The sequence below is a fragment of the Granulosicoccus sp. 3-233 genome (genome assembly GCF_052681095.1).
Genome location: NZ_JBQYLE010000012.1, coordinates 114,180 through 129,275, shown reverse-complemented (window position 1 = coordinate 129,275; position 15,096 = coordinate 114,180). Strand labels below are relative to the sequence as shown.

Genomic DNA, 15,096 nt, shown 5'->3' with positions numbered 1-15,096 from the left:
GATCACCGATGCGGGTCTGCCCGCTCAGCCGAGGGCGGCGTAGGCCAGGCCCTGCATGTCAGGCCCGAGACTGATTTCCGAGCCCAGATACTGCGTCATGACGATGCCGCTGAATTCACGGGCCGGATCCACCCAGAACCAGGTGGAGGCAGCCCCCGCCCATCCGCCTTCACCACAGGCACTGAGCCGCAGGGCTGCCGATGTGTCCACCATGAGACGTCCGGTCAGACCCCAGCCGTAACCCGGGTAGGCCTTGTCTCCGATCGTGATCGGCATCTGCGAGTCACGCAGGCGATTCTGCCACGCCAGATCCAGCATGGGCCGCGACAGCAACCGGGCCCCGTCAGGCGTCTTGCCGTGCATGAGCACACCCATGAAGCGGCGATAATCGCGCATGCTGGAGTACAGGCCGATTCCGCCACGGGTGAAGGTCTCGCTATCCGAAGGATAGCTCTGTTCGACATCCATGGGCTGCAGTCTGTTGACGGGAGCCCGATCAGTGGCTCCCGCCACGGGTACTTGCCCAAGCTCTCGCTGCCCGAACATCTGCGCCAGCCGTGAGCGGTTCTCGGCACCCACCTGAAATGCGGTTTCCTCCATGCCCAGCGGTGCAAACAGCGATTCCTGCAGACAGGTCCCCAAGGGCTTGTCGGAGACACGCTCGAGAACGCCGGCGAGGACATCGGTGGAATAGCTGTAATACCAGCATGACCCCGGTTGATGGGCCAGCGGCATCTCTGCCAGCGCCACGCAGAGCTCCTGCAGCGAGCGCCCTCCGTCGGCTGCAAAACCGGCGTCACGGTATCCCTCGGCCACCTTGCAACCGGGCAGGAAATCATAGGACAGACCTGAACGGTGCGTCAGCAGATCCTCGATGGTCATGGCGCGTTGCAGCGCTTGCAGACGACCATCGGAGGCCAGCACCTGCTGTTGGCCGAACTCCGGAATGTAACGGCTGACCGGATCATCCAGCTGCAGCAGACCGGATTCGATCAGCTGCAGACAATACACGGACACGATCGGTTTGGTCATCGAGTACAGGCGGAACAGGGTGTCCTCACTCATGGCCTGCAAGGCTTGTGCATCACGATGGCCGTCGGCGCCCTGCGCCACGACACGACCTTGATGTTCGACACACCAGGTCACTCCGGAGAACTGACGCGCCTCGATCAGGCGGCGAACGTGCGTTTCCAGAACCCTGCCACGCTCAGACTGAAACTCCATACAACAGAACCCTTGCCACAGAACCGATGGCAGACAGTCTATCGCAGCATCAGGCGCATTTCCTCACGTCATTCAGCATCAACTGCATGAATTCAGCGGCTTCGACGGGCCGACTCTTCAGGTAGCCCTGATATTCCTCGCATCCGAGCCTCGCAACCAGATCCAGCTGAACCTGCTCTTCGATACCTTCTGCCACCACGCTGAGCCCGAGATCATGCGCCAGCGATACGATGGCCTTGACGATCGGCGCCTTTTCATCCGCCGACTCGATCTCCATGATGAATGAGCGATCGATCTTCAGCTGATCTATCGGAAAGCGTTGCAGATAGCTCAGGGACGAATAGCCGGTACCGAAATCATCCACCGAGATGCGGACACCAAGATCACGCAGCCTTGACAGCTTGCCGATGTTCGCCTCGACGTCGTCCATGATCATGTTCTCCGTCAACTCGATGATCAGTGCCTCGGGCGGCAGGCCGGTTCGTTTCAGGATCTCATCCACCGACTGGTGAAAGCCGGCTTCGTACAACTGCCGGATGGATACATTGACCGCGATCTTGAAGGCGGGGTTGCACTCCCTGCGAAAGATCGCCGCCTGCAGACAGGCGGCCTCGAGCACCCAGTGACCGATCGCAACGATCATGCCCGTGGACTCGGCGACCGGCACGAAATCCACGGGTGAGACGAATCCGAGATCCGGGTTTTCCCACCTCAGCAAGGCTTCCGCACCGTTGATCAGACCGCTGCGTATATCGACCTTGGGCTGATACACCAGCCTCATTTCCTCATTGACCAGCGCCGTGCGCATGGCGTTTTCCAGGCGCAGGGCGCGACGTGCCATCGACACCATGTCTGCCGAGTACAGGGCATAACCCGGCGACTGCTGTTCCTTGGCATACCGCATGGCGGTCTCGGCATTGTTGATCAGGCTCTCGACCGTGCGGGCCGTTTCATCCAGTGCCGAGATGCCGACGCTGGTCGAGACATAGACATCCTGTTGCTCGACCACAAAGGGCTTTTCCAGTTCGGCAATCAGCAGAGGCATCCATTCCTGCACCCAGACTTCATCGCATCGATCGGTACCGAACTGCGCCAATACACCAAAACGTGCGCCACCCAGGCGAGCGATACAGTGGGGTTTCAGCGTGTCCTTGCGCAAGGGTGAGATACCCTGCGCGTGATCGAACACCACTTGCATTCGCTGACTGAAGGCCCACAGCACATCATCACCCTGCTCCGAGCCGAATGTGTCGTTGATCGACTTGAAGCGGTTGATGTTGAACAGCAATAGCGCCACTCGGCTGCTGGTCGCCGCCGCCGACTTCATCAGCTTCTGTACCAGCCTGGAGAAATACAGCCGATTCGGCAAGTTGGTCAGAGCATCGAAATGCATGAGGCGCTGCTCATAGGCGCGCGCCACAATGGTGTTCTTCATGCGCAGTGCCAGCTCATTGGCATCGACCGGTTTGGGCAGAAAATCCGTTGCTCCCAGTTGCAAGGCCTCGACCTTGGTCTCCGGATCATTGGACGAAGTCAGCACGATCACCGGCAACTGCTTCAACTCGGGATCGGAGCGCACCTCGCTGAGAATCTCCAGTCCGGAGACATCGGGCATGTTCAGATCGAGCAGCAGGACACTGGGCCTTTCACTGCGAAGGGTCGACATCGCCAACCTGGAGTCCGTCACACTGACAAACCGGCCATAGCCCTGAGCCGTCAGATGCAGTTGCAACACGCGCATGTTGATCGGCTCATCATCGACCATCATGATCTTGGAGCTCGCCACCAGTTTGCTTGTCTGCGGGTCCATCAATACCGCGGGACGCTCGCTGCCGGCCTTGTCGGTGGACTCACCCTGTGACATGACTATTGATCAACCGGCGGCACTGGGGCGGGGTGTCACGTGCCAGCCGGCAAGTACCTGTCGGGTAAATGCCTGCAGCTGCTCCTGCAAGTCCATCAGCCGCGAACTGTCGCCATGGGCACAGGCCTCGATCTCGTTACAGAGATCGGCAAAGCCGCCAAAGCCGACATTACCGCCCGAACCACGCAACCAGTGCGCTATCTGGGCGATGGTCTCGCCATCGTTCTGCTCAATTGCCATTGTCAACCTGAGTTGCTCTTCCTGGACTCGCTGTATGAACTGTTCAACGACTTCGTAGAAATCCGGAATCTGCACCGGCAATGTGGTGTAGACAGGCTCGACGCCGTCAAAGTCATCCTGTTCACTCTCCACTTCCTGAGAATCGGCAGCAATGGCAGAGTCTGAAGCTTCGACGGCAGACTGCTCGTCAATCAGACCCGTTTCGGCTTCCGGCTCCATCTCGACAACGCGCCGCTCGCCTCCCAGCTGTCTTGCCAGCAGATCGCCCAGCAGGTTCATGTCGATCGGCTTGACCATGTAATGCGAAAAGCCGGCTTCCAGAATGTCTTTCTCGAAGCCTTTCATCGCATTCGCCGTCAAGGCCACCACGGGCAGCTCCAGCCCTGCCTTGCGCATTTCGGCAACCGCTTCATACCCATCCATTACCGGCATCTGAATATCCATGAAAATCAGGTCGAATGGCTCTGATTGCATGGCGTCAACAGCCATGTCAAGTCCTTCCTTACCGTTTTCGGCCACGGTCACATGAAGCTTGAGGCCGGTCAGTATGACCGTCATCAGTTGCCGGTTCTCGGGTCCGTCATCCACCACGAGAATGCGGCTTTCGGGCAAGTCCCAGGTAACCTGCACAGGCACTTCAATACGCTCCAGCGATTCCATGATGTCAGCGGGTGACAGCAATGTGTACGATTCCTGTGCAACCGGCAGCTCGACATGAAAGGTACTGCCGACGCCCTCTTCACTGGATACTTCCAGGGTGCCATTCATCGCCTCGGTCAGTTGCCGGCTGATCGACAGGCCGAGCCCGGTCCCGCCGAAGCGTCTGGAAATGCTGGCACTGGCCTGGGTAAAGGCATCGAATATTTTTGCCTGCTGCTCTTCGCTCATGCCGATGCCGCTGTCCACGACATCGATCCGGATGCGGGCCTGTTCCGGCTTCTGCGCGGCGATGAAAGACAGCTGGACCCGTACCGCCCCCTGATCCGTGAACTTGATGGCATTGCCGACCAGATTGGTGATGACCTGTCGCAGGCGAGACGGATCGGCAATGATCCTGTCGGGAAATTCCGAGAGAATCTGCACCTGCAGGTCGATGCTCTTCTCATCAGCCTTGGACTGCAGGACCCGCACGACATCCTGGGCAATCGAGGGACAATCGCAAGGCAGTTCCTCCACCTCCATGGCGCCGGACTCGACCTTGGACAGATCCAGTACATCATTGATCAGTTCCAGCAGGTGCTGACCACTGTTGGAAATGGTATTCAGATAGCCCAGTCGTTCCGATTCACTGGTGCGGTTGTTGCGTTTCATCACCTCGGTGAAGCCGAGGATGGCGGTCATCGGCGTGCGTATCTCGTGACTCATGTTGGACAGAAAGGCACTCTTGGCCTGACTGGCCTCCTCGGCGATCTTCATCGATTCTCGCAGCAGAATCTCCTGTTCCTCCAGCTGGGTGACATCATCCATGCTGATCAGAACGCCACCCACCTGATCGTTGGCCGCAAACACCGGGGAACAGTTGACGATGAAGACACGTACCTGCCCCGATGCGTCGGTGAAGCCGATCTTTTCGTGACGGGTTGTCTTCGCCTCGAACAGGGAAGCATCCCAGACATGACCTTCCTGCAGATCATTGCCCTGCCACGGCAGCTCACCAGCGGACATACCCAGCAACGATTCCGACTCCTTGCCGGTCAACTCGGCAAAGGCAGAGTTCGCCAGTACGATATTGCCGCGTGCGTCCAGCACCAGCAATGCCTCGGCAATGGTATCCAGCGCTGACCTGACTCGAGACGGTACGGCTTCCGAGGGATTCAGCTCCTTGAGCATCTTGCCCAGAAACAGATAGAACAGGGGGAAACAACCCAGACTGATGAAGCCCATCAGGAACAGTGGTGACTCGCGGTATCGCACGTGCCAGGGCTGGTTGTCCATCGACACGAAGCGAAAGACCAGATGCCCCCATTCTCGGCCACGTTGCAATAGTGGCACCTTCACATCGTCGGTAATCAACTGCTCGGCAGTGATGCCATCGGGCAGCGGGCGCTGCGAAGGCAACTCGATACTGCCACCGCTGCGGCGTTGCAGATCGATGAGGTGTATGTCCACATTCTGTTCGATGACAAACTCGAGCGAAGAACGCAATCCGGAGATATCGCCGGCACGAAGCAGAACCGAGCCCAGCGTAGCCACGGATTCCGAGAGAACCACTCTTGTCTGCATCCTGGCGCTCTGGCGATCCGGAACCAGCCCGAGAAACAGAGCCAGCAGAACCACACTACTGACAAAGGAAGACAGGCCGATGGCGATATGAAAGCGCGCGCTCATCTTCGGCAGGTAGCGAAACGGATTCACCATGCCGAGCCAATCTCGCCATCCTCTGCCGCCGTTGCGACGCACAGCGCCTTTCGCGGCCGTGTTACCTTGCCTGTCAGTCTCGGTGGCAGATGCCACCCTGGACGAGGGCATGCTCACGACTCCCGATGCACGGATTCAGCCGGACAACTCCCTGTCACGGGCACACCACCGCACACTGTCTGGCAGTCGGTCATGGTTGCAACCTCTTCGTATTCATCCCTGGCAAGCAGCAATTAATGAACCTGCCCTGCAGATCGCCTGCAAATAACCGTTTCAAGTCAGGCACCCAGGTGCTTGAGAAGAAGCTGCCGGGAACTGCGCCACCAGCGAGCCCCCAGCGTCTCGGGAGGATGCTTCAGGGTAATGTAGGCCCGCCCTCCGAGTCCGCCGTGATCCGCTGCGCGGATCTGTTCATCAGGCGTCAATTCCAGATGGAAGATCTCCTCCAGCGTTTGCAGTTCCCCTTGCCCCGACTCCACGGCAATGCCTCCGAAGCCATTGTCAGCCAGTGCCATGCTCGGCAGTCTGTTGTTGCCGGCGGGAATCTGGCGACTCAGGACCGCCGGCACCACTGTTGCAATATCGTCGGAGAAGCGTACTTGCGCCTGCCTGACCCCGGTCTGCAGCTTGCCCAGCTGACGCTGATCAACCACGGCCTTGACGACAACCGGCTCATCTCCCACCACATACAACAGCAGATCTCCCTGCAGGACTCGCTGACCATTGAGCAGCCTGTTCCGGGTAAAGGCCACGTGCCCGTCTCGCGGCGCCACCACTCGCAGCGATGCAATTCTCTGCTGCAGGGCATCGAGCAACTCCTGACGCCTTTCGATCTCGACTCGCGTGACGGCGGCATGCTGCGGCAGGTTCTGGCGCTGCGCAGCGTGTTCAAGCAGCAGCTGTGCCATGGCTGATTCCTGCCGTCGCCGCTCTACCTCAAGCTCGGGGGCCAGCAAATGCACCAGCAGTTGTCCCGCCACCACCGCTTCGCCGTCGCGCACCTGCCACTCGGATATCTCTCCGCTTTCCGCCACGAAGACCTCACTCTGCTCCGGACTCCAGACAATGCCCTCGGCACGTGTCGACGAAGGCAATGGCAGCAGCATGACCGGCAGTACCAGTAACAGAACCAGCAGACCCAGTCTGGCAGTGGCGCGTAGCCGATGACCCTGCAACTGACTGGAAATGGCCAGATAGGCGGCCAGACGTGGCAATGGACGAATGAACATCGGCACGATGGAGAACAAGGCCAGCAACAGGCCGACCTCATGAAAACGTGTCACGAGAAACACGGCAATCACCAGCGATATCGACAAGCGATACACCAGACTGGCCAGCGCGTAGGGCAGCAGCCAGCGGCGTTCTCCCTCAGCCATCAGGGGACGCGTGATGCCATCGGCGGCAAGGAGATAGCGCTTGAACAGATATTGCCAGTAGGCCAGTGACCGGCGCGCCAGGCCCGGACTGTCGAGCAGGTCTTCCAGCAGATAGTAGCCATCGAATTTCAACAGCGGATTGGCATTGAACAGCACGACTGACACGAACCCCAGCAACATCACCGCAAAGGCCATGTCGGTAAGCACACTACTCTCCAGGGTGTACCACAGGATCAACGCCACACTGGCCAGACTCAGGTCACACAACATGCCGGCGGCAGTCACCGCCAGACGGTCGCGACGGCGCGGCAGGGACCAGGCGTCCGTCGCATTGACATAGGGCACTGGCATCAGCACCAGCAGGGAGATTCCGGCTTCCCGCACGTCTCCTCCCAGCCGTTGCAGAACCAGACCGTGCGAGAGTTCATGCAGGCACTTCAGGCAGGGATACAGGAGCAGATACTGCCACCACTGTTCCGGTGCCGACAGCACACGGTTCCAGTCGCGCAGCAGCTCCGCGCTGTTGAGCATGGCCAGCACCGCTGCCAGCCCGAACAGGGCCAGTATCGTCAGCACTGCAGTGCGAGCACTGACAACTCCGACGAGGCGTGCCAGATACGCCAGCAACCGTGACGGGTTGCACAAAGGCAGCTTCAGCATCAGGGGGTTGAAGGCGGCCCGTCGCCCCGCTCTGGCGGTTGCTTGACCAGGCTGCATGCCCTGCAATACCCCCAGACGTTGCAGATGCGCGACCGACTCCAGCAGGCTCTTGGAGTCGAAAAGCGGTTCGTGACGTGTCAGCCAGTCTCGCAGCGAGCACTGGCCCTGCAGCCGTGTCAGCGCCTGCCACAAGCCGGCATCGATCCGCAGGAACTGACCCGAGACCGTATTCTGCACGATTGCCCAGCGCCGGTTGCGAATGCGCTGTTCCCGTACTCGGACATGGGGGGCCAGTGATGGCTTGCACTCCAGTTCGTCTGCCACGGCTTGCATCTCGGAGACTGCCGCTGTGCTCATGCCACCAGCCCGAGCTTCCAGGCCAGCCAGACGCAGCGTGTCCACAATGAGCCCCACCACTGAGCCAGGCGTGACTCACGGCCGACCAGAATCTTGCCAATGCCTTTCATGCCCGGCCGCAGACCCGCATCGGATTCCAGCGGAGTGGCGTAGACCTTGAAGGTATTCTCCCCCTGACTTGCATTTGCCACCGGAATCAGCGTATCGACGCGTGCCTGTCTGCGTTGCTTGGGGTCTGCAGCCATGCGCAGACTCAGCAGCTGCCCCGGTTCGACTTCCGAGATGCGGCGCTCCGGCACCTGCAGTGCCAGCCGGTAATGCTCGGCCGAGCCGACTTCGAACAGTATCTTGCCGGCCTTGACGGCAGAGCCCAGCGCATCCTCGACGGCATCGCTGAGCACGATGCCCGCCACCGGAGCTCGCAGTTCATGCCGCGCCAGCTGCGCCCTGACCTGATCCAGTTCCGCCTGAATCAATACGCGGCTCTCTCTCAATGAACTCAGCTCCACCCGATCATGGGAAGCCAGAGCACTGAGATGGTCCTGCTGGTTCTTCTGGGCTTCGGCTGCCCATTTGTCGGCTTGTCGCAACAGATCTTCATCATCAAGCCGGGCCAGCAGATCACCCTTGGCGACGCGATCGCCCGCCCGAGCCTGTACCGACTTCACATAGCCGTCCAGTGGTGCAATCAGGGCGTGACGTTCAGCGGCCTCGACCATGACGTCGGCAGACAGACGCTTGTCAACCGGCCACAACATCAGTAGCAGTACGATGACAGCGGCTCCGACCTGCAAGCCTGTTTTCAGGCCTCGCTGCAAGCGCGCGTCCAGGCTGCGTCGACAGCGGTGCCACAGCAACGCCGGCAGGTTCTGCTGGCAGCGCCACTGCAGCCAGGCACTCTGTACAAGAGGTGCCAGTGATGCCTGCAGGATGCTACGTTCGCTAGCCGACAGACGAGTCTCATCCTGCCATTGCAGAGATACCACCAGCAGCTCACCATCGACCGATACCGGGATCATGAGACTCGATGTCCAGTCCGATTCCGCGCTCGACCGGGTATCCGACAGCGGTTTGCTCGCCGCTGCCATTCTGGATTGATACAAGGGCTGCGCCGAGCCTTCGGCATACCGCCTGTCTGCATGACTGGCCAGATCACGTACTGCAATTGCGGAACGGTCGATGTTTGTCTGACCGGACACAGCCATCACCCTTGACCTGCGTCGTCCCTGTCTGTCAGCCCGCATCCAGTGCAGAGCGCAGACACTTCCCGGATAATGATTCCCGAGGAGATCAATCAGCTGGGTGATGCTCAAGGATTCGGGCAGATCACCATCGACTGCCGAAAACCGTGACTCGGCAGGCTGAACGACCTGACCTCGCCATCGAGCACTCTTCAGGGCCCAGCTTGCCAGCCCCAGCAAGGAACCCTGCTGTTGCCGAGTCAATGCGCCATTGATCAACAGCAAAACGGTCGATTCAGACGAGCTCTCCTCGCTCCCCGGCAATGGCAGTCCGAGCAGGACATCACCGTTATCCGGCAATTGCAGGCGTTGTCGGCTGCCGCGCAGCACTGCCCGGCGTGCCAGCGCCAGGCCGGCATCGGGAATTTCGAGAGTGGCTGGTGTTCGTGCGGATACCGCAGCACTCACATTTCCGGGTGCGGTTTCCGTGATGCAGACCAGCGCCAGTCCGTGAGTCCCCTGCAGCAACTCGGACAGCCAGAGCAACCAGGCCTCGTCATGTCCGACCGCGGATTCAGCATTTTCCACCGGATCGCCGGCAAGCTGGTGCGGATGGTCTGTTTCGGCTTGAGAGGCGACCAGAAGATCGTCAGCAGCAGGCATTGAACATCAGGACCGGGTTCGGCAACAGGAACCACTGAAGAGCAACTATCCTGCCAAACGGCTCACTGCGTGACGGCTCGAGCACCTGCAGCGGACTGCTGCCTCTTGCTGTTGTAGAGCTGACGTTCGATCAGTTCCAGCTCACCCTGTTCCTCCTCCGACAGTGTCAGACTGCGTAACGCCAGAATGGCAGCACTGCGAGGTGAAAAGCCCTGTCCGGAATCGCGCAGCATCTGCCACAGCGAACTGCGTACCGCCACACTGTCCTCTTCATGCCCGACGAGCGCGTAGGCAGCTGCCTCACGCACTCGTTCGCTGGCATCCGTCAGCCCCGCCAGCAACACAGGTGTATCCCGACCGTCGGTGCTCAATCGCGACAGTATGTCAAGGCTGATGCCTCTGACACCGTCATCCGGATGCGATGCCATGACGGCCACCTGATCGGCAAGCAGGGCCTGATTTTCGGTATTCACGGTACCGGGTCTTGCCAGCGTGGCCAGGGTATTCACCAGAACACGGGGTTCGATTTCCGTGGCCAGCAACTCGGAGGCAATCTGCTGGACCTCGGCGCTACCCGGCTGCGCCCTCTGCAGCATCTGCAGGCCAAGTTCGCGTGAGGCATCATCGCCGGAATAGACCAGTTCGCTGGCCAGCAGCGTGACATCGGCCCCGCCGGCGTGTCCCAGCAGTTTCATCAACCGATGGCGCCGATCAGGGTCCTGCTCCTGACGAAATTCATCGATCAGACGCTGCAGCAAGGCAGGGTCTGCCCGCAATAGCGCCACCGTGGCATCGAAGTCCTCATCGCCGATCACGGTGCCTGCCAAGCGGGAGACATCCAGCGTGATACCTGCACCGGGCAGGACCGACTCAACGTCGCGCTCACGAGCATCATCGGGTTTTGATGCCTGCTCAGCCGCTTCGCCATCGATCAGCGTCGATGACTGCGTGGACAGCGCAAACGGTGAGGCAGACAAGCCCGCCGATCCGGTGTCGGCTGCTGGCGCCACTTCCTTGTCGGCAGGAGCGCTCTCCAGGGATCGCCTTGCAGTATCCGGCGACAGCCAGAGCCAGGCGGTCACCACCAGGGCGCAAAGCCCGGAGATGGTGGCCACTTGCAGGCTCATGCTCATGTTCGATCCATCCGGCGTGTCAGGGATTCACCATGTACTCATCAAAGCCTGCCGAAGGGCAGTTCGTAGGAGAAGGGGATTTCCTCGGCTTCGTTGGGCTGATTACGTGCCAGCGTCCAGCCGCCGGCTTCCGAATTGACGAATTCCTGATAGAACAGCGGGATACCGGCACAGCGCCCACTGGTGAACCCGTAGGTATCACGCGTTTCGTCAGCCCCGGCGATGGCCAGCAACTCCAGCCTCGTCTGCAGCCGCCCCCAGGTTTCCCGTCCGACAACGCCGTCTGGTGTCAATGACTCTGCATTCTGGAACTCGATGGCGGCCGCTTCACTCAATTCGCCGTACTCACCGTCGGCGAAGGCAATATAACTGCTGGCATTGCCAAAACCGGAACAATACAGCACACGCTGGATACCGACGGAAAACAGGCTGTCGGCAAACTGGCCACCTGTCAGCGAACGCTCGACAAGACAGTTGTCATTCCATGCGGCATTGACCGATGAATTGTCCTCGCCGCTTTCACTGCCGCAGGGATTGTCGGCGGACACTTCCACGAATTCTCCCTCATTACCGGTATCGCCTTCCAGTTCGGCCTCGGTAAGCAAGGTGAGATCATCGCGCCCGTCGCCGTCAAGATCAACGAATTCATCGTCCAGATCAATGATCCCGTCGCCGTCGGCATCGTCATCCTCATCATTGATGAATCCATCGTTATCGAAATCCTGTTCGCCCAGCGGCACCTCGGATCCGTCGCCGTCACCACTGCTGCTGCCACCGCACGCTGCCAACACGCCTGTCATCGTGGCAACCAGGACGAATTGACCAGCCTGCTTGCCGATCAGGGGGAATTTTCTTGCCATGTCACACTCCAGCATTGCCAATAACGCGATTCATGCGGAATATCCCGCACTGGACAGTGGTGAACTCGATTCACAGGCAAGCTGCCAACTGCGCACCACCGATGCCAGTCTAGTCTATCCGGCAAGACGAGGTGAATCCACAGGAACCTGGGTGAGTGTTTGCGACAAATGTTTGCAGACGCAGGGTCAGAACAGGAACAACCGCCCGCTACCGCTGTCCGGCGTCATTGAACCCGCCGGGCCTTCGATCGGCTGTCAGGCGGCCCTGACGCCACTGGCCGATTCCATGACGGCCACCGCCAGAGGCATGGATTCGCAGCTGAAGTAGACCCATTCATGCTGCCCCCGCGTCCTTTTCTCGGACGGCAGGATTTCGGGCAGGGCCAGATCGCAACTTTCCGGCAGCATGCACTTGACCGTGCCTCCCAGCATATTGGTCAGCTCGGTAATCGTGTCCACCAGATCGCGCGAATCGACATCATCGACAGGGATACTGAAGATGTCGGATGCGGCACGAGTCAACAGCTCAAGGCTGACCCTGACCTTGACTACACCGTTCCACGCACCCGAGATGCCGATACTGGCAGTCAGATACTGACCCGAATGCAGGGCAGATCGACCACCCGGGTGAACCGGCAGATCGAGCACCGTCATGCAGACCACGTCAACGATCTCGTTCAGTTCTTCTTCACTCAGTATAGTCATGGCTTTCTCTACCCGGACAATGCAACGAGACGAACCCGTTACTCAGGCAATCTTGTAATAGTGGCTTTTTTCAGAGGTTACGCGTTGATAGTCGGTATTCAGATTCAATGTCGTTTCCGACAAGCCCAGAAACAGACAGCCATCCGGCTTCAGGACACGACTGGTATTGCGCAGGATCGAAGACTTGGCCTCCGGGTCGAAATAGATCAGCACATTGCGCAGGAAGATGACATCCATCTCGGGCAGCGCGCCCCAGTCCCGGATCAGGTTCAACGTATGAAACTCGACCATCTTCATGAGCTCCGGCTTTACCTGCCAGGCCAGTCCTTGCTGGGTGAAGTACCTGGCCAGCAGTTGTGCCGGCAGACCGCGGTTCACTTCGAGGCGGTTGTAGGTGCCCGCCTGAGCCTTCGCCACGACTTCCCGGGAAATGTCGGTACCGATGATGGACACTCGAGGGACCAGTGCCGGGCAGAACTCGTGGATGGCCATCGCGATGGTATAGGCTTCCTGCCCGGTGGAACAGGCAGCACACCAGATTCTGATCGGGTCATTGTGCGTAGCCGCGATACGCGGCAACACTTCCTGACACAGCGTATCGAAGGGGTGAGAATCCCGAAAGAACGACGTCTCATTGGTGGTCATGGCGTCCACTACCTGCTCCACCAGGCCAGCTTCCCGCCTGCCGCGCAAGGAGGAGACCAGCTCGGCGATATCAGCGTGACCGGTTTTTCTGAGCAGGGAAGTCAATCTGGACACGACCAGGTATTTCATGTCGGGCTCGATCGAAATCGCCGATTCGCGATAGACCAGCTCACGGACATAATCGAAGTCGATCGCATTGATGTCGCTCATGATCCCCGCCCTCCGGACCCCGGTAACCGATGGTTCGATGCGTTGGCAGCCTTGTCGCCCGTGTCGCCCACCTGATGGACGGTGCTTCCTTCGGCAACCATGACCCGGTCGAGGATCGCCCTCGCCATGCGCTCCAGCGGCACTTGAGCTTCGGCCAATCCAGCCTGCGCCACCAGCTTCGGCATGCCCCAGACCACACTGCTCGCCTCATCCTGAACCAGGATGCTGCCTCCTGCGGCGTACATCACTTCCGAGCCCTTCAGCCCATCCCGCCCCATGCCGGTCATCACGATTCCCAGACATCTCGCACCATGAATGGCGGCGGCGGAGCGGAACAGCGGGTCCACGGAAGGTCGACAGGAATTCTCCATGGGATTCTGATTCAGCCGGATGACATCGGTACCGCCAACCCTCTCCAGCACCATGTGATAGTCACCCGGCGCGACATACACCGTGCCTGCCTGCAGACGATCGCCAGCGCATGCTTCACAAACGGTCAGCTTGCTGGCCGCGTTCAATCGTGCCGCCAGCTTGCCGGTGAACTCGGCAGGCATGTGCTGCACGATACAGATCGGCACCCCGAAATTGCCGGGCAGTTGCAGCAGCAGACGGGTCAGTGCATCCGGCCCCCCGGTAGACACCCCGATGACCACCAGCTCGGGCCCCGCATTCTGTGTGGAGACGAATCGCCCCGGGGCTCTGTCCGGCTGTTCAGCGACTACCGGCTCCTCGGCGACCATGTCACCGGCACAGTCCAGATCACACAGGGCCGCAATCTTGGGCAGCAGATCCTGATTCAGGGTTTCCCGAATGGCACTGATACCACCGGCGGAAACCGGTTTGGCGGCATATTCATGTGCGCCCAGGGTCAGCGCATCCAGTGCGGCATCCGAGCCTTCCGATGTCAGTGAGCTGACCATCACCGTGCGAACGTCAGGCCAGTTGCGTCGCAGTTCCATCAGAGTCTGTATGCCATCCATCTGCGGCATCAGGATATCCAGAGTCACCAGATGCGGACGCAGGCTATCCATCTTCTCCAGAGCCTCGCGACCATTCACGGCAACACCGACCACCTCCATCTGCGGATGTGAATTGATCACATCCGACAGCAGCCGCTGATACATCGAGGAGTCATCAACGACCAGAATACGTTTGTTAGCCATGGTGCTCAGGCAGCAACCAGACCCAACAACCTGAGCTTGTCGATGATGACATCTTCGGTAAACGGCTTCATCACGTATTCATTGGCCCCCGCTGCCATCGCCTTGACCACTCTCGACATCTCCGTTTCCGTTGTGACCATCATCAGCCACAGGTCTCTGTTTTCAGGATCGGATCTGACGGCCCGAACGAATTCGTAGCCATTCATCTGCGGCATGTTCCAGTCGACCAGCGCGATGGAAATATCATCATGCTCCTTGAGGCACTCCAGCCCTTCCAGTCCGTTTGCCGCCTCCGAAGTGCGAAAACCCACGCCATGCAATACGCGTTTGAGTATCGCTCGCATGGCCCGCGAGTCGTCGATTATCAGTGCGTGAACAGAGGACTGTGACATGACCATATTCCTGGTGATTTTCGGTATCGTCTCGTTAGAGATTGGCGGACGTCCCTGAAATAACG

12 protein-coding genes are annotated in these 15,096 nt (G+C 59.6%); 1 reads left to right on the top strand and 11 read right to left on the bottom strand.

What is annotated here, in order from left to right; genetic code table 11:
• Window positions 1-24: 24 nt before the first annotated feature.
• The 7 genes from ACUNV4_RS25170 to ACUNV4_RS25140 all read right to left on the bottom strand — a co-directional run bounded on the left by ACUNV4_RS25170 (window position 25) and on the right by ACUNV4_RS25140 (window position 11,916).
• Window positions 25-1,224 (bottom strand): serine hydrolase domain-containing protein, encoded by a 1,200-nt coding sequence (locus ACUNV4_RS25170; RefSeq protein WP_430881411.1) that lies wholly within the window; start codon window positions 1,222-1,224, stop codon window positions 25-27.
• Between the two features lie 49 nt (window positions 1,225-1,273).
• Window positions 1,274-3,088 (bottom strand): GGDEF/EAL domain-containing response regulator, encoded by a 1,815-nt coding sequence (locus tag ACUNV4_RS25165; protein ID WP_430881410.1) that lies wholly within the window; start codon window positions 3,086-3,088, stop codon window positions 1,274-1,276.
• A gap of 9 nt (window positions 3,089-3,097) precedes the next feature.
• Complete coding sequence (locus tag ACUNV4_RS25160; protein ID WP_430881409.1) at window positions 3,098-5,797, bottom strand: hybrid sensor histidine kinase/response regulator; 2,700 nt, start codon at window positions 5,795-5,797, stop codon at window positions 3,098-3,100.
• 167 nt (window positions 5,798-5,964) lie between these two features.
• Window positions 5,965-8,139, bottom strand: a complete 2,175-nt coding sequence (locus tag ACUNV4_RS25155) for an HlyD family efflux transporter periplasmic adaptor subunit (RefSeq protein WP_430881408.1) — start codon at window positions 8,137-8,139, stop codon at window positions 5,965-5,967.
• Window positions 8,076-9,923 carry an efflux RND transporter periplasmic adaptor subunit gene (locus ACUNV4_RS25150; RefSeq protein WP_430881407.1) on the bottom strand — a complete coding sequence of 616 codons (1,848 nt, stop codon included), beginning with the start codon at window positions 9,921-9,923 and terminating at the stop codon, window positions 8,076-8,078. Before ACUNV4_RS25150 ends, ACUNV4_RS25155 begins: the two co-directional genes overlap by 64 nt.
• Window positions 9,924-9,985: 62 nt before the next feature.
• Window positions 9,986-11,056 carry a hypothetical protein gene (locus ACUNV4_RS25145; RefSeq protein WP_430881406.1) on the bottom strand — a complete coding sequence of 357 codons (1,071 nt, stop codon included), beginning with the start codon at window positions 11,054-11,056 and terminating at the stop codon, window positions 9,986-9,988.
• A gap of 41 nt (window positions 11,057-11,097) precedes the next feature.
• Window positions 11,098-11,916 (bottom strand): peptidoglycan-binding domain-containing protein, encoded by an 819-nt coding sequence (locus tag ACUNV4_RS25140; RefSeq protein WP_430881405.1) that lies wholly within the window; start codon window positions 11,914-11,916, stop codon window positions 11,098-11,100.
• On the opposite strand from ACUNV4_RS25140, the gene ACUNV4_RS25135 reads away from it, so the two are divergent.
• Window positions 11,915-12,244, top strand: a complete 330-nt coding sequence (locus ACUNV4_RS25135) for a hypothetical protein (protein WP_430881404.1) — start codon at window positions 11,915-11,917, stop codon at window positions 12,242-12,244. The genes ACUNV4_RS25140 and ACUNV4_RS25135 overlap by 2 nt on opposite strands.
• Here ACUNV4_RS25135 and ACUNV4_RS25130 read toward each other — a convergent pair.
• The 4 genes from ACUNV4_RS25130 to ACUNV4_RS25115 are packed head-to-tail and all read right to left on the bottom strand — an operon-like array spanning window position 12,172 to window position 15,031.
• Complete coding sequence (locus ACUNV4_RS25130; protein WP_430881403.1) at window positions 12,172-12,621, bottom strand: chemotaxis protein CheX; 450 nt, start codon at window positions 12,619-12,621, stop codon at window positions 12,172-12,174. The genes ACUNV4_RS25135 and ACUNV4_RS25130 overlap by 73 nt on opposite strands.
• A gap of 42 nt (window positions 12,622-12,663) precedes the next feature.
• Entirely contained in the window at window positions 12,664-13,476 is an 813-nt protein-coding gene (locus ACUNV4_RS25125) for a CheR family methyltransferase (protein WP_430881402.1), read from the bottom strand.
• Window positions 13,473-14,639 (bottom strand): protein-glutamate methylesterase/protein-glutamine glutaminase, encoded by a 1,167-nt coding sequence (locus tag ACUNV4_RS25120; protein WP_430881401.1) that lies wholly within the window; start codon window positions 14,637-14,639, stop codon window positions 13,473-13,475. The genes ACUNV4_RS25125 and ACUNV4_RS25120 overlap by 4 nt, the downstream gene beginning before the upstream one ends.
• A gap of 5 nt (window positions 14,640-14,644) precedes the next feature.
• Window positions 14,645-15,031: a response regulator gene (locus tag ACUNV4_RS25115; RefSeq protein ID WP_430881400.1), complete on the bottom strand. Its 387-nt coding sequence runs from the start codon at window positions 15,029-15,031 to the stop codon at window positions 14,645-14,647.
• Window positions 15,032-15,096: the final 65 nt, after the last annotated feature.

What these genes read in the sequence shown, in the direction of transcription:
- ACUNV4_RS25170 (WP_430881411.1), bottom strand. Translation starts at nt 1,224, where the DNA reads ATGGAGTTTCAGTCTGAGCGTGGCAGGGTTCTGGAAACGCACGTTCGC.
- ACUNV4_RS25165 (WP_430881410.1), bottom strand. Translation starts at nt 3,088, where the DNA reads ATGTCACAGGGTGAGTCCACCGACAAGGCCGGCAGCGAGCGTCCCGCG.
- ACUNV4_RS25160 (WP_430881409.1), bottom strand. Translation starts at nt 5,797, where the DNA reads ATGCCCTCGTCCAGGGTGGCATCTGCCACCGAGACTGACAGGCAAGGT.
- ACUNV4_RS25150 (WP_430881407.1), bottom strand. Translation starts at nt 9,923, where the DNA reads ATGCCTGCTGCTGACGATCTTCTGGTCGCCTCTCAAGCCGAAACAGAC.
- ACUNV4_RS25145 (WP_430881406.1), bottom strand. Translation starts at nt 11,056, where the DNA reads ATGAGCATGAGCCTGCAAGTGGCCACCATCTCCGGGCTTTGCGCCCTG.
- ACUNV4_RS25135 (WP_430881404.1), top strand. Translation starts at nt 11,915, where the DNA reads ATGTCACACTCCAGCATTGCCAATAACGCGATTCATGCGGAATATCCC.
- ACUNV4_RS25140 (WP_430881405.1), bottom strand. Translation starts at nt 11,916, where the DNA reads ATGGCAAGAAAATTCCCCCTGATCGGCAAGCAGGCTGGTCAATTCGTC.
- ACUNV4_RS25130 (WP_430881403.1), bottom strand. Translation starts at nt 12,621, where the DNA reads ATGACTATACTGAGTGAAGAAGAACTGAACGAGATCGTTGACGTGGTC.
- ACUNV4_RS25125 (WP_430881402.1), bottom strand. Translation starts at nt 13,476, where the DNA reads ATGAGCGACATCAATGCGATCGACTTCGATTATGTCCGTGAGCTGGTC.
- ACUNV4_RS25120 (WP_430881401.1), bottom strand. Translation starts at nt 14,639, where the DNA reads ATGGCTAACAAACGTATTCTGGTCGTTGATGACTCCTCGATGTATCAG.
- ACUNV4_RS25115 (WP_430881400.1), bottom strand. Translation starts at nt 15,031, where the DNA reads ATGTCACAGTCCTCTGTTCACGCACTGATAATCGACGACTCGCGGGCC.